The 17,618-nt window shown below is 57.4% G+C and carries 16 protein-coding genes; 6 read left to right on the top strand and 10 right to left on the bottom strand.

What is annotated here, in order from left to right; translation table 11 throughout:
* Positions 1 to 121: 121 nt before the first annotated feature.
* The 4 genes from ABT56_RS20320 (at position 122) to ABT56_RS20335 (ending at position 4,023) form a co-directional block, all read left to right on the top strand.
* Entirely contained in the window at positions 122 to 895 is a 774-nt protein-coding gene (locus tag ABT56_RS20320) for a DeoR/GlpR family DNA-binding transcription regulator (protein ID WP_047880757.1), read from the top strand.
* A gap of 9 nt (positions 896 to 904) precedes the next feature.
* A complete protein-coding gene (gene glmS, locus ABT56_RS20325) occupies positions 905 to 2,740 on the top strand; it encodes a glutamine--fructose-6-phosphate transaminase (isomerizing) (protein ID WP_047880758.1) in 1,836 nt (611 codons plus the stop codon).
* A gap of 283 nt (positions 2,741 to 3,023) precedes the next feature.
* Complete coding sequence (locus ABT56_RS20330) at positions 3,024 to 3,401, top strand: helix-turn-helix transcriptional regulator (RefSeq protein ID WP_047880759.1); 378 nt, start codon at positions 3,024 to 3,026, stop codon at positions 3,399 to 3,401.
* 238 nt (positions 3,402 to 3,639) lie between these two features.
* Positions 3,640 to 4,023, top strand: coding sequence for a helix-turn-helix domain-containing protein (locus tag ABT56_RS20335; protein ID WP_047880760.1), 384 nt, complete (start codon positions 3,640 to 3,642; stop codon positions 4,021 to 4,023).
* A gap of 101 nt (positions 4,024 to 4,124) precedes the next feature.
* On the opposite strand, the gene ilvA is transcribed toward ABT56_RS20335, so the two are convergent.
* The 5 genes from ilvA to ilvG all read right to left on the bottom strand — a co-directional run bounded on the left by ilvA (position 4,125) and on the right by ilvG (position 10,450).
* Positions 4,125 to 5,678 (bottom strand): threonine ammonia-lyase, biosynthetic, encoded by a 1,554-nt coding sequence (gene ilvA / locus ABT56_RS20340; RefSeq protein ID WP_047880788.1) that lies wholly within the window; start codon positions 5,676 to 5,678, stop codon positions 4,125 to 4,127.
* Positions 5,679 to 5,684: 6 nt separating this feature from the next.
* Positions 5,685 to 7,526: a dihydroxy-acid dehydratase gene (gene ilvD / locus ABT56_RS20345; protein WP_047880761.1), complete on the bottom strand. Its 1,842-nt coding sequence runs from the start codon at positions 7,524 to 7,526 to the stop codon at positions 5,685 to 5,687.
* 76 nt (positions 7,527 to 7,602) lie between these two features.
* Complete coding sequence (locus ABT56_RS20350; protein ID WP_047880762.1) at positions 7,603 to 8,535, bottom strand: branched-chain amino acid transaminase; 933 nt, start codon at positions 8,533 to 8,535, stop codon at positions 7,603 to 7,605.
* A 20-nt stretch (positions 8,536 to 8,555) separates the two neighbouring features.
* Positions 8,556 to 8,804 (bottom strand): acetolactate synthase 2 small subunit, encoded by a 249-nt coding sequence (gene ilvM, locus ABT56_RS20355; protein WP_047880763.1) that lies wholly within the window; start codon positions 8,802 to 8,804, stop codon positions 8,556 to 8,558.
* A complete protein-coding gene (gene ilvG, locus ABT56_RS20360) occupies positions 8,804 to 10,450 on the bottom strand; it encodes an acetolactate synthase 2 catalytic subunit (protein ID WP_047880764.1) in 1,647 nt (548 codons plus the stop codon). The genes ilvM and ilvG overlap by 1 nt, the downstream gene beginning before the upstream one ends.
* A gap of 411 nt (positions 10,451 to 10,861) precedes the next feature.
* Between ilvG and ABT56_RS20365 the strand changes: the two genes are divergently transcribed.
* A complete protein-coding gene (locus ABT56_RS20365; protein ID WP_047880765.1) occupies positions 10,862 to 12,391 on the top strand; it encodes a YifB family Mg chelatase-like AAA ATPase in 1,530 nt (509 codons plus the stop codon).
* Between the two features lie 72 nt (positions 12,392 to 12,463).
* Here the strand turns inward: ABT56_RS20365 and ABT56_RS20370 are convergent, their stop codons facing one another.
* The 5 genes from ABT56_RS20370 to ABT56_RS24455 all read right to left on the bottom strand — a co-directional run bounded on the left by ABT56_RS20370 (position 12,464) and on the right by ABT56_RS24455 (position 16,723).
* Entirely contained in the window at positions 12,464 to 13,066 is a 603-nt protein-coding gene (locus ABT56_RS20370) for a thiol:disulfide interchange protein DsbA/DsbL (RefSeq protein WP_047880766.1), read from the bottom strand.
* Positions 13,067 to 13,136: 70 nt separating this feature from the next.
* Positions 13,137 to 14,126, bottom strand: coding sequence for a serine/threonine protein kinase (locus ABT56_RS20375; RefSeq protein ID WP_047880767.1), 990 nt, complete (start codon positions 14,124 to 14,126; stop codon positions 13,137 to 13,139).
* A 98-nt stretch (positions 14,127 to 14,224) separates the two neighbouring features.
* The gene (gene ccoG / locus ABT56_RS20380) at positions 14,225 to 15,646 is read right to left on the bottom strand and encodes a cytochrome c oxidase accessory protein CcoG (RefSeq protein ID WP_047880768.1); all 1,422 of its coding nucleotides are present in this window, start codon (positions 15,644 to 15,646) and stop codon (positions 14,225 to 14,227) included.
* Between the two features lie 270 nt (positions 15,647 to 15,916).
* A complete protein-coding gene (locus ABT56_RS20385) occupies positions 15,917 to 16,183 on the bottom strand; it encodes a YihD family protein (protein WP_047880769.1) in 267 nt (88 codons plus the stop codon).
* A gap of 123 nt (positions 16,184 to 16,306) precedes the next feature.
* A complete protein-coding gene (locus ABT56_RS24455) occupies positions 16,307 to 16,723 on the bottom strand; it encodes a hypothetical protein (protein WP_157037940.1) in 417 nt (138 codons plus the stop codon).
* A gap of 87 nt (positions 16,724 to 16,810) precedes the next feature.
* On the opposite strand from ABT56_RS24455, the gene ABT56_RS20395 reads away from it, so the two are divergent.
* A complete protein-coding gene (locus tag ABT56_RS20395) occupies positions 16,811 to 17,488 on the top strand; it encodes a FadR/GntR family transcriptional regulator (protein WP_047880771.1) in 678 nt (225 codons plus the stop codon).
* Positions 17,489 to 17,618: the final 130 nt, after the last annotated feature.

The following is a 17,618-nucleotide window of genomic DNA, read 5'->3' on the forward strand; positions in this document are numbered from 1 at the left end:
GCCCCTGCCCCTGCCCCTGCTTGTTTCGCATGAAAAATTAATTGAACAGTGTTGATCAAAAAAGTTTTATTCTGCTACCATTTCTTTCAATTCGAAACTTAAAGGTATCAGTTCGTAAACGATGACCAAGCGAAATACCCAACAGCGACGCCATATGATTGTCACCAAGGTCAATCTCGACGGTGAGGTAAGCGTCGACTCTCTTGCCAAACATTTCTCAACTTCTGAAGTTACTATTCGCAAGGACTTGGCTGTGCTGGAAAAAAGTGGCCAGTTACTGCGCCGTTACGGCGGGGCCGTTGCCATTCCTAGTGAGATGGTCAGTGAACAGGAAGAAAATGTTTCGGTTCGTAAGTTGTCTATCGCCAAAGCTGCCGCAGCCCGTATCCGTGACCACAACCGGATCATCATTGATAGCGGTAGCACGACGGCCTGCATGATTGGCCTTCTGGGGGACAAGCATGGCCTTGTCGTCATGACCAACTCGCTCAATGTCGCCAATGCCCTCAATGAACTCGAAAGCGAGCCGACGTTGCTGATGACGGGCGGCACTTGGGATCCCCATTCCGAGGCTTTTCAGGGGCAAGTTGCAGAAACCGTATTGCGATCGTATGACTTCGATCAGCTTTTTATCGGTGCCGATGGTATCGATACCGCTCGGGGGACGACAACGTTTAATGAGCTGGTGGGATTGAGCCGGGTAATGGCCGAGGTATCGCGCGAAGTGGTGGTGATGGTGGAATCGAGCAAGATTGGGCGCAAGATCCCCAATCTCGAACTGCCTTGGGAGGTGGTTAGTACGCTTATCACCGATGACGGCTTGGCCGAGGACGCCAAGGCGCAGATTGAACAGCATGGGGTGCAGGTGATCTGCGCCTCCGCCGAAGACATTTAGGAGAAGATTATGTGTGGGATTGTGGGTGCCGTTGCGCAGCGTGATGTGGCTGAAATTCTGATTGAGGGCCTGCGTCGTCTCGAATACCGCGGGTATGATTCTGCCGGTCTGGCAGTGGTCGATACGGCGGGTAACCTACAGCGTATCCGTCGCTTGGGTAAGGTGCAGGAACTGGCCGATGCCGCTGCCAGCGCAGAGCCTGCCGGTGGGACGGGCATCGCCCATACTCGCTGGGCAACCCATGGTGAACCGTCAGAGGTCAATGCCCACCCGCATATGTCCGGTGCTGATATTGCATTGGTGCATAACGGGATCATCGAAAACCATGAGGCATTGCGTGAGCTGTTGATCGGCCGTGGCTATGAGTTCCATTCGCAAACCGACACTGAGGTGATTGCGCATTTGGTGGAGTGGGAGCTGCGCAGCGCCTCTTCGCTGCTCGAGGCGGTTCAGAAGACCGTTGCCCAGCTGGAAGGCGCCTACGGCACCGTCGTGATGGATCGCCGCCAGCCCGAACGGGTGATTGCTGCCCGCTCCGGCAGTCCGCTAGTGATTGGCCTTGGGGTTGGCGAGAACTTCCTTGCCTCGGATCAGTTGGCACTGCTCAACGTCACCCGCCGCTTTATGTTCCTGGAAGAAGGCGATGTGGCCGAGATCACCCGCCGCGAGGTGAACATTTTTGATGTTGCCGGCCAGCCGGTAAGCCGTGAGATCCACGAGTCGAATCTGCAGCATGATGCGGCCGACAAGGGCCAGTACCGCCATTACATGCAAAAGGAGATTTACGAGCAGCCAAGCGCCTTGATTAACACCATGGAAGGACGCTTGTCAGGTCATTCGGTGGTGGTGGAGAGTATCGGCAGCGGGGCCAAAGAGATCCTGCAGCAGGTCGAGCATATCCAGATTGTGGCCTGCGGGACATCGTACAATGCAGGTATGGTCGCGCGTTACTGGTTCGAGGCGATGACCGGGGTGAGCTGCGATGTCGAGATCGCCTCCGAGTTCCGCTACCGCAAGTTCGTCACCCGTCCGAATAGTTTGTTGATTACCCTATCCCAGTCCGGCGAGACGGCGGATACCCTGGCAGCCCTGCGCCTTGCCAAGGAAAAGGGCTATATGGCGGCAATGACGATTTGCAACGTGGCGGGCTCGTCGCTGGTACGAGAGTCGGACTTGGCCTTCATGACCCGTGCCGGGACAGAGATCGGCGTGGCCTCGACCAAGGCATTTACCACCCAGTTGGTGACTTTGCTGATGTTCGTCACGGCGTTGGGCAAGGAGAAGGGCCTGATCGACGGTGAGCGCGAAACCGAGATTGTTAATACGTTACATGCCCTGCCGACCCAAATCGAGAAGGCGTTGGCGTTCGACAAGCCTATCGAGCAGCTGGCCGAGGATTTCGCTGACAAGCACCATGCCCTGTTCCTCGGTCGCGGCGAGTTCTACCCGATCGCGGTGGAGGCTTCGCTTAAGCTCAAGGAGATATCCTATATCCATGCCGAGGCGTATGCCGCCGGTGAGCTCAAGCATGGCCCGTTGGCGCTGATTGATGCCGATATGCCGGTGATCGTGGTGGCCCCGACCAACGACCTGTTGGAAAAGCTTAAGTCTAACATCGAGGAGGTTCGTGCCCGAGGCGGTTTGCTGTATGTGTTTGCCGATAGCGAAGCCGGATTCGAGGCCAGCGAGGGGATGAAGATCATCACTATGCCTCAGGTCGATGAGCTGATTGCTCCTATTTTCTATACCATCCCGATGCAGCTGCTGTCTTACCATGTCGCACTTATCAAAGGGACGGATGTTGACCAGCCCCGCAACTTGGCCAAGGCCGTCACCGTGGAGTGATATGGCGTATCAATAGTAAGAAAAGGCACCGTAAGGTGCCTTTTTAGTCTCTGTCCCAAGGAGCGCTGTCTACTCTCTAGACTGTCATGACGTTTTTTTTGCGAAATTGAAAAGACAGGCAGGCTTGTCACTTATTGCAAACCAAATTACAACCGGTTGAGATGTCTACGCACTTAACCTTCTGTTTTTGTTTGTTTTGTGTTGGTGGTGAGAAGTTGGCTTATGTTGTGCAACCAAGTAATCAAAGCTAGGCAAAGCCATTTACTGTTGTTGGAGGTGTGACATGACAGATCCGAAAATCCAAATTGCAGCACGTATCAAAGAGGCAAGGGAATGGAAGGGGCTGACCCAGGTTCATATGGCTCAGCAGCTAAAAGTTGCGCGCCAGACATACCTTGATCTTGAAACGGGTAAGACAGAGCCTAAAGTGCGGATGCTTTCTGAGATCTCCGAAATTACCGAGCGGCCGCTGACATGGTTTGTCTACGGTGATGAGGGGATTGAAATATTGGAGAGCGAATACAAGGAGGAGATAGACCGCCTATTGCAGTACTTCAGCCGTCTGCCCCACTCTGCCCGCAATGTGATATTGCAACAAAGCATCAATTTGGCGGGTTTTATGGCCGAATACACCCGGGCTCTCACCCAGCGTGACAAGTAACATTTGCTGCATGTGTGTACACGCATGCAAAGAAATGTGTGCATAAATAGAAAATAGGTGTCTGGTTTTGCATTCAAGGAATGCCTAGCTTCACGTTTTGCCTTTATCTGGTTCGTCCAATCCTTGGTTGCTGATGGATAATCCCTCGTTTTCTGAGGATTTTTTGTCGATGATCGGGCCTTGTTGCCGTCAGATCTCAGCAATAATTGCAATCAGTGTGGGTTACAAGGGGGGCTGGATGGAAATCGCAAAGCCGCAGATCGCTCAACGAATAAAGGAAGCGCGCGAGTGGAAAGGTATTTCCCAGGTCGCGATGGCCAAGTATTTGGACATGGCGCGGCAGACATATTTGGATCTTGAATCTGGGAAGACAGAGCCCCGGATCTCGACCTTGCTCAAATTGGCCGAATTGACAGATCGTTCGCTTGGCTGGTTTGTGACGGATTACCCTCAACAGGGTAATGATGAGGCGATTGCCGATGATATCTGGCAGTTGACTTCCCTGTACAACCAGTTGCCGGAACCACTTCGTTCTCAGCTGTTGGCCAGCAATATTAGCCAGTTGAAGGCTTGTGTCGGCTTTTTGTCTCCGCCTAAACTGAGCGGCGCGGAAGAAAAGTGAGAAAACGGCTGCTAGGTTATTGCCCTGCGTGAAAATTGGTGTGATCGCCGATAGGTTTTGAAAAACCGCCCGGCCTGCTTGTTGCAGGCCGGGCGGTTTTTTTATTGGGCGAGGAAAAAGCGGTAGGCGGGATTACCGGTTTCGTCTTTCCAGTGGTAGCCCAATTTTCTCAGGTGGCTGGTGAACGATAGCAAATCCGCATCGTCGAGCTCGAAGCCGCACAGTACCCGCCCGTAGTCGGCCCCGTGATTGCGATAATTGAACAGGCTGATGTTCCAGTGGGTGCCCAGGGTATTGAGGAACTTGAGAAGTGCCCCTGGATATTCCGGGAACTCAAAGCTGTAGAGCCGCTCTGTCAGAGGCTTTGAGGGGCGACCGCCAATCATATAGCGGACATGGACCTTGGCCATTTCGTCATCGGAGAGGTCGACCACCGGATAGCCGCCCTTGCGCAGATCGCCGATTATCCCCTCCAGCTCCTCCTGGCCTTGCAGCAGGCGGATCCCGACAAAGACATTGGCCAGGCTGTCGTCGTTGTAGCGGTAGTTGAATTCTGTGACGGCCCTGCCCCCGAGCAGGTGGCAGAAGTCGAGAAAAGCCCCCGGCCTTTCGGGAATGGTGACGGCCAGCAATCCTTCGCGTTTCTCCCCCAGCTCGCAGCGCTCGGAGACGTAGCGCAGGCCGTGGAAGTTGAGGTTGGCGCCTGACAAGATCGCGGCAAGCTGCTTGTCTTGTAGCTGTTGGATCTCGGCATATTTCTTGAGCCCGGCCAGCGACAGCGCGCCAGATGGCTCGGCGATGGCGCGGGTGTCCTCGAAGATATCCTTGACCGCCGAGCAGATTTCGTCGCTCGAGACGGTGATGCTGTCGTCGAGGTATTGTTGGCAGAGGCGGAAGGTCTCCTCGCCGATCCGCTTGACCGCGACCCCATCGGCAAACATCCCGACTTGGTCGAGAGTGACCGGTTGGCCGGCGTCGAGGGCTGCCCTCAGACAGGCCGAATCTTCCGCCTCAACCCCAATCACCTTGATTTGCGGCATCAGCTGCTTGATCAGTACGGCGATCCCGGCTGCCAGCCCGCCGCCCCCGACAGGGACGAAGATATAGTCGAGGTGACTGTTCTGCTGGACCAGCTCAACCCCGATGGTTCCCTGCCCGGCAATCACCGACGGGTGGTCGAAGGGCGGGATGAAAGTGAAACCGTGCTGGGAGGCCAGTTGTTCGGCATGGGCTTTGGCCTCGTCGAAATTGCTGCCGTGGAGTACCACCTTGCCGCCAAAGCCGCGTACCGCATCGACCTTGATATCCGGAGTGGTGCGCGGCATGACGATCGTCGCCTTGACTCCGAGCTGCTTGCCGGACAGCGCCAGGCCTTGGGCATGGTTGCCTGCCGAGGCGGCAATAACCCCGGCTTGACGTTGGGCTTCGTTGAGCTGGGACATCATGTTGTAGGCCCCGCGCAGTTTGAACGAGTGGACCGGCTGGCGGTCTTCGCGCTTGAGCTGGATATGGTTGCCGCTCCGTGCCGAGAGACGGCCCATGGCTTGCAGCGGGGTGACTTGTGCGACCTCGTAGACCGGGGCCCGTAGAATATCGCGCAGGTATTCGGCACCGCTGGGTGCAGGAACCGGTGCTGTCTGGGTTGCTTGGTTCATCATCCGTTACCCTTCCAGTTTCGATTTGTCGCGGACCGCGCCCTTGTCGGCGCTGGTGGCGAGGTTGGCATAGGCGCGCAGGGCAAAAGAGACGGTGCGCTGGCGGTCGCGTGGCTTCCAGCCGTGTTGCTCGGCCTGTTGGTGGCGGCGTGCCAGGGTCTCGGCATCTACCTCCAGCTCGATGCTGCGGTTGGGAATATCGATGGCGATGGTATCGCCGTCCTCTATCAGGCCGATAGTACCGCCGTTTGCCGCTTCCGGTGAGACGTGGCCGATTGACAGGCCGCTGGTGCCGCCGGAGAAACGGCCGTCGGTGATCAGGGCGCATTCCTTGCCCAGTCCCATCGACTTGAGATAGGTGGTCGGATAGAGCATCTCCTGCATCCCCGGCCCGCCCTTCGGCCCTTCGTAGCGGATCACCACCACGTCGCCCGCTTTCACCTTGCCGCCGAGAATGCCTTCGACCGCCGTTTCCTGGCTCTCGAAGACAATCGCCGGGCCGGTGAATGTCAGGCAGCTCTCATCAACCCCGGCTGTCTTGACGATACAGCCATCTAGGGCCATGTTGCCGGACAGTACCGCCAGCCCGCCGTCTTGGCTGAAGGCGTGCTCTTTGCGGCGGATACAGCCGTGTTTGCGGTCATCGTCGAGGCTCTCCCAGCGGCACTCCTGCGAAAAGGCCTGCGTGGTGCGGATCCCGGCAGGCCCGGCGCGGAAGAAGCGTTTCACCTCCTCCGACTGGGTGAGGACGATGTCATAGTGCGCGAGGGTATCGGCCAGCGTCTCGCCGAGTACGTTGAAGCAGTCGCTGTGGAGCAGGCCTGCGCGGTCAAGCTCGCCGAGGATGCCGATCACCCCGCCAGCCCGGTGCACGTCCTCCATGTGGTATTGCTGGGTCGACGGGGCTACCTTGCACAGGTGCGGTACCCTGCGCGACATCCGGTCGATGTCGGTCATGGTGAAGTCGACCTCACCTTCTTGGGCCGCGGCGAGCAGGTGCAGGACGGTATTGGTCGAGCCGCCCATCGCGATATCCAGCGCCATGGCGTTTTCGAAAGCCTGCTTGGTGGCAATGCTGCGGGGCAGCGCGCTGGCATCGTCCTGCTCGTAATAGCGCTTGGTCAGCTCGACAATGCGGCGGCCCGCCTTGAGGAAGAGCTGCTCGCGATCGGCATGGGTGGCGAGCAGAGAGCCGTTGCCCGGCTGGCTCAGTCCTAGTGCCTCGGTCAGGCAGTTCATCGAGTTGGCGGTGAACATCCCCGAGCACGAGCCGCAGGTCGGGCAGGCTGATCGTTCGATCTGCTCGCTCTGGGCATCGGAAACGGTGGGATCCGCGCCTTGGATCATGGCGTCGACCAGATCGAGCTTGAGGATCTGATCCGAGAGTTTGGTCTTGCCGGCCTCCATCGGCCCGCCGGACACGAAAATCACCGGGATGTTGAGGCGCATCGAGGCCATCAGCATTCCCGGGGTGATTTTGTCGCAATTGGAAATGCAGACCATGGCATCGGCACAGTGGGCGTTGACCATGTATTCCACCGAGTCGGCGATGAGCTCGCGCGACGGCAGTGAGTAGAGCATCCCGCCGTGGCCCATCGCGATGCCGTCGTCGACGGCAATGGTATTGAATTCTTTGGCGATACCGCCTGCTGCTTCGATTTCTCGGGCCACCAGCTGGCCGAGATCCTTGAGGTGGACATGGCCGGGTACGAACTGGGTAAAGGAATTGACCACCGCAATGATCGGCTTGCCGAAATCTTCATCTTTGACGCCGGTGGCACGCCACAGGGCGCGGGCTCCGGCCATATTGCGGCCATGGGTGGTGGTGGCAGAACGGTACTTGGGCATAACGAAAATCCTTTTGCTACATTGCTCGTCCGGCCCCTCGAGCCATATGAAGGGCCGGTATAGTGATTGGGTTGGGTTATTGTTCTGGGTAGACGTAGTCTAGCCAGCCCCACTTGTCCTCGGTGGTGCCGTTGAACAGGCCGAAATAGGCCGACTGGATCGCCTCGGTGATGGGCCCGCGTTTGCCCTCGCCGATGGTGATGCGGTCGACGCTGCGGACCGGGACGATTTCGGCGGCGGTACCGGTCATGAAGATCTCGTCGGCAAGGTAGAGCGCCTCGCGGGCGATATTTTCCTCGCGTACCTCATAGCCTAGTTCGGCGGCCAGAGTCATGACGCTATCGCGGGTGATCCCCGGCAGGATGGCGCTGGTGGTTGGCGGGGTAGACAGGATATTCCCCCTGACCACGAACAGATTCTCCCCGGCCCCCTCCGAGAGGTAGCCGTCGACGCTTAGGGCGATCCCTTCGGCGTAGCCGTGGCGCCTCGCCTCGCCGCCGACCAGCAGCGATGAGAGGTAGTTGCCGCCGGCCTTTGCCGCGGTCGGGATTGTATTCGGTGCGGCCCGGTGCCAGCTGGAAATCATGGCATCCACCCCGCTCTCTAGCGCCTCCTCGCCAAGGTATGAGCCCCAAGGGAAAGCGGCAACAATGACTTCCATTTCGGTGCCCTCGGGCGGGCAGACCCCGAGCCCGACATTGCCGACAAACGCCAGTGGTCGGATATAGGCCGAGCGCAGCTTGTTGGCACGCAGCGTCTCGCGGCAGGTTTCCATCAGCTCGTCGCTATTGTAGGGGATTGGGAAGCGGTAGATCTTGGCCGAGTTCAGAAGCCGGTCCATGTGCTCCTTGTGGCGGAATACCGCCGGGCCCTTGGGGGTGTCGTAGCACCGGATGCCCTCGAACACCGAGGTGCCGTAGTGCATGGCATGGGTCAGGACGTGGACCTTGGCATCACCCCAAGGCATCATTTCACCGTTAAACCAAATGTACTCCGCTGTATTGGCCATGTTTGTTCCTTCCTTAAAAACTAGTCTTGGTTTGCTACCAGGGTGGTGTCGACGGTACGGATATCCCAGAGTTTCTCAATCTGGTTGATCAGCGTGGTGATCGGGCGGTCGCTGTCAACGAGGATCTCGATGCTGGCGATCTTGCTTTCGTGGTTCTGGGTGGCATTGACTTGTTTGATCACAAAGCCCCGGTGCCGGATCACGCGCAGGATCCGTTCTAGTAATACTGGCTTATCATCCGCTTTGATGTCGAGCAAATATCTGTCCATTAAGAGTTCTCCAGCATATCTTGGTTGGCGGCGCCCGGCGGTACCAGCGGCCACACATTTTCTTCTTCTGAGATCTGTACCTCGAGTAGGTAAGGGGTGGGGCTGGCCAGCATCTCACGCAGGGCAGGTTCGACTTCCGCCTTGCTGGTGATGGTTCTGCCAGGGATCCCGAAGGCGCTGGCGAGCGTCACGAAATCCGGGTTGTCGTCGAGGATGGTCTCGCTGTGGCGGCCGTCGAAGAACAGTGACTGCCACTGGCGCACCATCCCCAGTCGCTGGTTGTTGAGCAGAACCATTTTTACCGGGATCTGGCGCCGCTTGAGGGTCCCGAGTTCCTGGATGTTCATCATGAATGAGCCATCGCCGGTGATCAGGATGGCCTCGTCGTCAGGGCGGGCAACCTTGGCTCCCATCGCGGCGGGCAGGCCGAATCCCATGGTCCCAAGGCCCGCTGAGGTCAGGTAGTTTTGCGGGGCCCGTGGCTGGATATGCTGTGCCGACCACATCTGGTGTTGGCCGACATCGGTGGCGATCACCGTGCTGTCAGGCATCATGTCCGACAGCTGCTTGAGCAGCAGCGGGGCGTAGATCTGATCGCCGGGGTGGTCGTAACGCCACTTGCCCTGTTGGCGCAGGTCGTCGCAGTGTGCGAGCCAGGGTGAGATATCCCGGCCCAGCTCGAGTTGTGGCAGCAGGGCGTTGATATCGCCGCGTAATGGGGCATGGGCGTGGCGTAGTTTGTTGAACTCGGCCGCGTCGATGTCGATGTGGATCACCTTGGCATGGGGAGCGAAAGTTTCCAATTTGCCGGTTACCCGATCGTCGAACCGGGCTCCCACGGCGATCAGCAAATCGCATTCCTGCACCGCAAGGTTGGCAGCCTTGGTGCCGTGCATCCCCAGCATCCCGAGATAGTGGGGATTATGGCGGTCGATAGTACCGAGCCCCTTGAGGGTGCTGACTGACGGCATCGGATTGAGGGCCAGGAAGTGGCGAACGGTATCGGTGGCCTTGGCCAGTTGTACCCCGCCTCCGACGTACATGACCGGGCGCAGGCTGGAGGCCATCAATTGCTGGGCTGCGGCAATCTGCTCCGCGGACGGCTTGGGTACTGGCGGCGGGGTGATCGGGGGCAAGATGCCTTCTGGTGCGGTGGCGATCTGAACGTCCTTGGCGATGTCGACGATGACCGGCCCGGGCCTGCCCGCCTTGGCGACCTCGAAGGCCTCGGCCAGTGTTGGTGCCAGATCTTCGATGTCGGTAACCAGGTAGCTGTGCTTGGTACAGGCCAGCGACATGCCAATAACATCCATTTCCTGGAAGGCATCGGTCCCGATGTAGTGGCTGGCGACCTGACCGGTGATTGCCACCAGCGGGACGGAGTCGAGGAAGGCGTCGGCGAGGCCGGTGACCAGGTTGGTTGCACCCGGTCCGGAGGTTGCCATGCAGACGGCGACCTCCTGGGTGGCTCTGGCCATGCCGATGGCTGCCATGGCTGCCCCTTGTTCGTGGCGGCAGAGGATGTGCTCTACCCCGCCGTCATAGAGGGCATCGTAAATGGGCATGATTGCCCCGCCCGGATACCCGAATACGGTTGTGATCCCCTGCTGCTGCAGCGCCCTTACGACTAATTCTGCTCCCGTCATCGCTGCTCTCCCTTTGATTCCTTGCTTGCGACGTGCTCATGGTTGTTTGTTATGTCGGCAATATGCGTATTTTCGTCCAAAAAAAAGCCCCCTTGCCGATTGGCTTGGGGGCTGGTCGCGTATGCCGTATTGTTGCTAATTTACGCCTGAACGCCCCCCTCGCGGTGTAATAAGCACCACGATGACGCTGATAATGAGTTGCAGGGCATTGGCGGAAAATAGCATCGACTGTCTGTCCGGTTTTTATGTTGCGACGTTGTGTTGCCCTAGTGTTAACACAGACATTCCTCACATGACAAGCAAAAAATGCAAATTATTTTTCACTTTGTTTGCATAAATAGGCTAATAGTGAAACTTATTTTATTTTTTTCATTAACTTAGATGTCTGCTTTATCAACAGGATGGGTAAATATGAACCTTGCCATTATTCACAGCCGTGCCTGCGTCGGGGTCGAGGCGCCGACGGTGACCGTGGAGGTGCATATCAGCAATGGGATGCCCGCATTGGCGCTTGTCGGCTTGCCGGAGACCAGCGTCAAGGAAGCCAAGGATCGCGTCCGCAGCGCGATCGTCAATGCCGGGTTTGAGTTCCCGTCACGAAGGATCACCGTCAACCTTGCCCCTGCCGACTTACCCAAGGAAGGCGGTCGGTTCGACTTGCCGATCGCCCTTGGAATTCTGGCTGCCTCGGGACAGGTTCCGGCTAACAAGCTACAGGAAATCGAGTTCTTGGGTGAGCTTGCCCTGTCTGGTGAATTGCGCCCGGTCAAGGGGGCATTGCCTGCGGCCTTGGCCGCCAAGAAAGCCGGACGCTGCCTGATTGTGCCCGATAGCAACGGCGATCAGGTGGCTTTGGTCGGCAAGGAGTTACATAAATCGGCTCCCTCGCTGGTGGCTGTTTGCGGCTACCTGTGCGGACAGGAGGCATTGGCCTTGGCACAGACCGAGCCCACCCCAAGGCCGTGTGATAATCGGCCGGAGCGCGATATGCAGGATATCATTGGTCAGCAACAGGGCAAGCGGGCACTGGAAATCGCTGCGGCGGGTGGCCATAACCTTTTGTTTCTTGGTCCGCCAGGAACCGGCAAGACCATGCTGGCATCGCGGTTGTGTGATTTGTTGCCCGAAATGGCCGTTGAGGAGGCTTTGGAAACCGCGGCGGTGGCGTCGCTTACCCAGCAGAGCATCCATGCCGGCAACTGGCGGCAGCGGCCGTTTCGTACCCCACACCATTCGAGTTCGATGGCGGCCTTGGTTGGGGGCGGCTCGATCCCGCGGCCGGGGGAGATTTCCCTTGCTCACAACGGGATCTTGTTCCTCGACGAAATGCCGGAGTTCGAGCGCAAGGTGCTCGATTCCCTGCGTGAACCGTTGGAGTCCGGGGAGATTGTGATCTCGCGGGCGGCCAGCAAGGCGACCTTCCCTGCCCGGTTCCAGTTAATCGGGGCGCTCAACCCGAGCCCGACGGGCTACTACGAGGGCAGCCAGGCCAGAACCAACCCGCAGGTGATCCTGCGTTATCTCGGCCGCCTCTCCGGGCCGTTGCTTGACCGGTTCGATATGTCGATAGAGATCCCCGCCCTGCCCCGGGGAACCTTGGCCGAAGGCGGTGATCGGGGAGAGCCGAGCAAGGTGATCCGGGAGCGGGTACGCGAGGCCCGCGGGGTGATGGAGCAGCGAGCGGGCAAGGTCAACGCCCTGCTATCGACTCGAGAGCTGGATCGCCACTGCGCCTTGGTGCGCGAGGATGCCGAGTTTTTGGAGAACGCCCTCCACCAGCTGGGGCTGTCGGTGCGGGCTTATCACCGGATCATCAAGGTAGCGCGAACCATTGCCGATCTGGCTGGTTGCGAGCGTATTGAGCGGGGGCATCTGGCCGAGGCGCTCGGCTACCGGGCAATGGACCGCCTGCTGCGCCAGCTCACGCTCGAAGCGGTGTAGTGCGTTTCTGTAGCGGTAAATAAAACAAAAAAGGCCCATAAGGGCCTTTTCGTTATCGCAGACTGCGTTCGGTTACTTGGTCAGCAGGTAGTTGACCAGCTCGAAGTACTCGTCGACAGATTTGACCTTGCCGGCTTCGACGAGGTACTTGTTGTTGACGATGATTGCCGGTACCCCGGTCAGGCCGCTGTCCTGGAATGACTTGTTGAAGCGGTTGACCATGGAGTTGACGGCGAAGCTGTTGAAGGCATTGTCGAAATCTTCTGCCTTCACGCCCTCGTCGATGAAGATCTGGCGGATTTCAGCGTCGTTGCGCGGTGGCTTGTTCATTGTGTGGATACGGTTGAACAGCACCGGGGTCATTTTGTCCTCGATACCCAGTACCACGGCGGTGGCATAGGCCTTGCTCATGGATTTGCCCATTGGGCCACCCATGAAGGAAACGTGGTTTTTCTGCAGCTTGGCGTTGTCAGGCAGGTTTTTCTTGAGCTGTGCGATCACCGGCTGGAAGCCGTTGCAGTGAGGGCAGAAGTAGGAGAAGTACTCGGTGACGAGCGGGGTGCTGGATTTTTGCATATCCAGAACCTTGTAGTAGTCGCCCTCGGTGAACTTGGCCGCGTGGGCGGATAGTGACAATAGCGCAATACCTGCGAACGCGAGGATTTTCTTAAGCATTTTTCGATTTACTCCCTAGTAAAGGTTTGAAATAACTCGAGGCTATTTCTCCGTTTTATTATGCCCATTATTACCATTGCGGCATCAGTTGCAATGGGGGCTCGTTGAGTGCAGCAAGCTGTTCCTTGAAGGCAAGGACCTGTCCTTCCCAGTATTTGGCATCGGCGAACCACGGGAAGGCCTGCGGGAAAGCCGGGTCATCCCAGCGTTTGGCCAGCCAAGCCATGTAGTGCACCATTCTAAGACCGCGCAATGGTTCGATCAGTTTCAATTGCTGTTGGTCAAAATCGGCAAATTCGCTGTAGGCCTCGAGCAGGGTGTCTAGCTGGACGATTTGCTCGTGGCGCTCACCGCTTAGGAGCATCCATAAATCTTGGATTGCCGGACCATTACGTGCATCGTCGAGATCGACAAATAGCGGTCCGTCACGCCACAGGATATTGCCTGGATGGCAGTCGCCGTGGAGGCGGATGGGTTGCCACTGGGTATGCCAATGGCCTTCAATCTCGCGGATCAGGGTATCAAGATCGGCAAAGAAAGCCGTCTTGAGGTGATCGGGGATAAAGTCTGCGTTTTCGAGCAGCTTGCGAGGCTGGTGAAGGTATTCCTCGACGCCGATGGTCGGGCGCGCGGTGAATACTTGTTTCTGTCCTGCGCGGTGGACCCGGCCGAGGAAACGTCCGACCCCCTCGAGTTGGTCGAGGTTGTCGACTTCGAACTGGCGGCCGCCGAGGCTCGGGAACAGGGCAAAGCGGTAGCCTTGATAGTGGTGAAGCGTCTCGCCACCGAGCATGATGGGTGCAGCAACCGGAACCTCCTGCTCGGCCAGTTCAAGGGTGAACTGATGCTCCTCAGCGATCTGGGCATCGCTCCAGCGCTGCGGGCGGTAGAATTTGGTGACGTAGCGGGCACCGTCTTCGGCCATGAACTGGTATACCCGGTTCTCATAGCTGTTGAGTGCGAGTAGGCCTGACTCGGCTCGGATCCCGACGCTGTCGAGGGCATCGAGTAGCAGATCGGGGCTGAGGTCGGCGAAACTGAATGGGTCTGTCTGTGACATGGGATCTTCCGGAACGGGGTAATGGGGCAATTATATACCCAAGCTACCGGATTGCAGAGCGCGGGCATGGGCAATCCGGTAGTCGGGTTGTATTAGCGTTAGAGCTTGCTGATGAAGCGGCTTTCGGTGGTAATGCTGGCACCATCCCGAATGCGGGTCAGGGTGAAGCGGATATCGGCAACTGGGGCGTTGAGCAGGTAGGGATCAACCCCGAGGCTGACTGGCAGTGCCAGTATTTCGCCCGGGGCTAAGTTGGCCTTGTCCGGTCCGTACCACTCTATTTCCTCTAGTCCTTCGACTGATAGTCGGTAGTGTTCCGGATGCTGGGTCTTGTTGAGGATCTTTAGGGTATAGGTATTTTCGATCAGCCCTTCACTGTTGACCTTGAACAGTTGGTTGCGATCGCGCAGTACGTCAAGCCCCATCGGCTGGATTGCGGCCAGCAGGTAGAAGAACAGACCGATCATGATCCCCATCACGGCCCCGTACCCGATTAATTTTGGACGTATGATCTGGGTGTGCTTTCCGCCGAGCCTGTGTTCGGTGGTGTAGCTGATCAGGCGTTGGGGGTAGCCCATTTTGGCCATGGTTTCATCACAGGCGTCAACGCAGGCTCCGCAGTTGATGCATTCATATTGCAGGCCGTCACGGATATCGATACCGGTTGGGCAGACTTGGACGCAGATGTTGCAGTCGATGCAGTCGCCGAGCCCGAGTGAGGCCGGATCTTGCTTGCGTGAACGGGGGCCCCTGACCTCGCCGCGGCTGCCGTCATAGCCGACGATATAGGTGTCCTTGTCGAACATGGCGGACTGGAAGCGGGCGTAAGGGCACATGTGGATACAGACGATTGACCGCATCCAGCCGGCATTGGCATAGGTGCAGGCGGCAAAGAACAGCACCCAGAAGGAAGCCCAGAAACTGGCCTGGAGGGTGAGAAGTTCGAGAGCCAGAGCCTTGATGGGGACGAAATAGCCGACGAAGGTCAGTCCGGTGGCGAGGGCAACGGCTATCCAGGCCAAATGCTTGAGTGCCTTGCGGCCTAGCAGTTTGCCGGTGAGCGGCAGGCTGTCTTGCTTGCGGCGTTTGTTGGCCGGCCCCTCCAGTTTTTCCTCGAACCAGATATAGATAAACGTCCAGACTGTTTGCGGGCAAAAGTAGCCGCACCAGATCCGGCCGAGGAAGGTGGTGATGAAGAACAGGGCGAAGGCGGCAATCATGAAAAGGATCGCGAGCAAGGTGAGATCCTGCGGCCAGAGGGTGGTGCCGAAGAAGTGGAACTGTTGGCTGCCGATATCGAGCAGGATGGCTTGGCGTTCACCGTAGGGGATCCACGGTATGCCGGTGAACAACAGCATCAGCAGCCAGCCCATTTTGCGCCGTAGGCGTTGGTATGCCCCCTTGGCGGCGCGGACGTAAATCCGGTTGCTGGGATTGAAGCGATCGGTTTTCCCCTTTTGGGTTTTGGGCTTGCCGGTGGCTGGTGTGACGTCCTTGATATGGATTTTTTCTTGGCTCATGACATGACTTCCTTGGGGTGAGCCTACCTCGGGAGGGCATAGCTCTGCCGGTACTTGGCCGGCGTATGTAATCAAAAGGTTTTGTTTTGGTAAACAAATGTAGCGGGGGAATTATATCCTAGAGACAGCAAAGATGGCGCAAGCAAGGTCATAATTTGGGCAATTGTCGCCTTTGGGGATTTTACGGTAATGTCGCGGGGATGGTGTGTGACTCTGTGGGCGAGCTAGGCGGGAAAGGGATACCCAGCCAAGGCGGCTGGGCTGGTATTGTTACTTGATGATGCCGCGGGCACGCAGGATCGCCGTCTTGAAATCGTCTTCGCAGTCTTTGGCCAGACCCGGGATCATGTCGTCTTTGCCGCTGTTGCGCATTTTCAGGTGGTAAATCAGGACATCGTCGGTCAGCTCTTCGAGCTTGCCGTCATACTTTGCCTCGGCGGCAAGCTTGAGCAGGAACTCAACCAGGTTGAGATCGGTGTCTTTGCGCCACTCAGGGTGCAGCAGTTCTATCAGTTCGTCGACGCGGTGCGTTTTCATTGTTAACTCCACAAGTTTAAAGGCTGGGTGAATCGCAGGATTCTATAATCGTTGTTTTTGTGCGGGTAACGGTATAACAAATAGGGCGGAAAGAAAAGGCAGCCATTGGCTGCCTTTTCTGGATCAAGCGGCGTTGTCGCGCTCGTTGCGTGTTGCCGGTTGTTCGGCAAGCGGTGCGTCAAGGGGCAAAACATCAGCCGATGTTTCGGTGCGGGGTTTAAACCGCATCGCATGAGATGTAGTGCGAAGGCGTGACGGACTGCGGGTGTTGCGATGGGCAAATGAGGCTGTGCGCATGGGATACCTACTGTCAGGCTCTTCCATGGCCAAAAAATGGTGGTGGTTCGCAGTTGTTTTGTTGGCTGGACCGATCCTCTGCGAAGCGACCGAGAATATTTTCGCCGCGGAGGATAACAATAACCTAATGTTAAGTCGAGGGATAAAGCGACATATTGATTGGTTTTTGTCCTTGCTCGGGCAGATATCTTGGCGAGCACGGTCCGGTGTATTGGCATCTGTGAAGATAAGCCGTTTATCCATTGCCGCTTTGTGGTCTAATGCTGACGATGGCTAGCAGCGCCTGAGGTATATGCCGGGCCAATAATAATGACAGCCTGTGGAGGGGTAATGGAACACGAACAGCAGCGCCAGGTAACCAGCCGTAACCTGTCGTACAAATTGGCGGCGGCCATTGGCCAGAATATTTTGCAGGGGATCCCGGCTCCGGGGGAAATCCTGCCCGGTGAGGTTGAGCTCGGTGAAATGTACGGTGTTAGCCGGACCGCTGTCCGTGAAGCGATTAAGATGCTCGCCGCCAAGGGAATGGTGTTGCCAAGGCCCCGTATTGGTACCCGTGTCCTGCCCAAGCGCAACTGGAACTACCTGGATCAGGACTTGCTCGCTTGGCTTGATTTTGAACAGCATGAAGACTTGGTCGCGGAGTTTCAGCGGGTGCGGATCTCCCTTGAGCCTGAGGCATCAGCCCTGACCGCGATCAATGCCAGCGAGGCCGAGCGTGCGGAGTTGTGCCAGCTGATGGAGGAAATGCACGCATTGGGTGATAAGTTCGATCAGGATCGATGGATAGAGGTAGACACCCGCTACCATCAGTTGATTTATTTTGCTTCGGGTAATCATTTTATTAGCCCATTTGGCAATCTGTTTAAGACGGTGTTTGAAAATTACTTTAGGGTGATTACGCGAGACAAGGTGCTTAAGCTCGGCCAGCATCAGCGGGTTGTCGATGCCATCATGGCCCATGATCCCGAGGCGGCCCGTCAGGCAGCCATTGAACTTCTGAAGTAACGGCTATCTGACACTATGCAATGCAAAAACGGAGCCGCGGGCTCCGTTTTTTGTGATGGGTGGAGCTTTGGCCGATTCCCCCTTGCAGCTCCTTGTGCTTCCTGCAATATTAACCAGTATTCATATTGCT

Source organism: Photobacterium aquae (assembly GCF_001029445.1).
GTDB classification, from domain to species: domain Bacteria; phylum Pseudomonadota; class Gammaproteobacteria; order Enterobacterales; family Vibrionaceae; genus Photobacterium; species Photobacterium aquae.

Excerpts from the sequence above, each read along its gene's own strand:
- ABT56_RS20320 (WP_047880757.1), top strand. The coding sequence starts at position 122 with ATGACCAAGCGAAATACCCAACAGCGACGCCATATGATTGTCACCAAG.
- glmS (WP_047880758.1), top strand. The coding sequence starts at position 905 with ATGTGTGGGATTGTGGGTGCCGTTGCGCAGCGTGATGTGGCTGAAATT.
- ABT56_RS20330 (WP_047880759.1), top strand. The coding sequence starts at position 3,024 with ATGACAGATCCGAAAATCCAAATTGCAGCACGTATCAAAGAGGCAAGG.
- ABT56_RS20335 (WP_047880760.1), top strand. The coding sequence starts at position 3,640 with ATGGAAATCGCAAAGCCGCAGATCGCTCAACGAATAAAGGAAGCGCGC.
- ilvA (WP_047880788.1), bottom strand. The coding sequence starts at position 5,678 with ATGAACCAAGCAACCCAGACAGCACCGGTTCCTGCACCCAGCGGTGCC.
- ilvD (WP_047880761.1), bottom strand. The coding sequence starts at position 7,526 with ATGCCCAAGTACCGTTCTGCCACCACCACCCATGGCCGCAATATGGCC.
- ABT56_RS20350 (WP_047880762.1), bottom strand. The coding sequence starts at position 8,535 with ATGGCCAATACAGCGGAGTACATTTGGTTTAACGGTGAAATGATGCCT.
- ilvM (WP_047880763.1), bottom strand. The coding sequence starts at position 8,804 with ATGGACAGATATTTGCTCGACATCAAAGCGGATGATAAGCCAGTATTA.
- ilvG (WP_047880764.1), bottom strand. The coding sequence starts at position 10,450 with ATGACGGGAGCAGAATTAGTCGTAAGGGCGCTGCAGCAGCAGGGGATC.
- ABT56_RS20365 (WP_047880765.1), top strand. The coding sequence starts at position 10,862 with ATGAACCTTGCCATTATTCACAGCCGTGCCTGCGTCGGGGTCGAGGCG.
- ABT56_RS20370 (WP_047880766.1), bottom strand. The coding sequence starts at position 13,066 with ATGCTTAAGAAAATCCTCGCGTTCGCAGGTATTGCGCTATTGTCACTA.
- ABT56_RS20375 (WP_047880767.1), bottom strand. The coding sequence starts at position 14,126 with ATGTCACAGACAGACCCATTCAGTTTCGCCGACCTCAGCCCCGATCTG.
- ccoG (WP_047880768.1), bottom strand. The coding sequence starts at position 15,646 with ATGAGCCAAGAAAAAATCCATATCAAGGACGTCACACCAGCCACCGGC.
- ABT56_RS20385 (WP_047880769.1), bottom strand. The coding sequence starts at position 16,183 with ATGAAAACGCACCGCGTCGACGAACTGATAGAACTGCTGCACCCTGAG.
- ABT56_RS24455 (WP_157037940.1), bottom strand. The coding sequence starts at position 16,723 with ATGGATAAACGGCTTATCTTCACAGATGCCAATACACCGGACCGTGCT.
- ABT56_RS20395 (WP_047880771.1), top strand. The coding sequence starts at position 16,811 with ATGGAACACGAACAGCAGCGCCAGGTAACCAGCCGTAACCTGTCGTAC.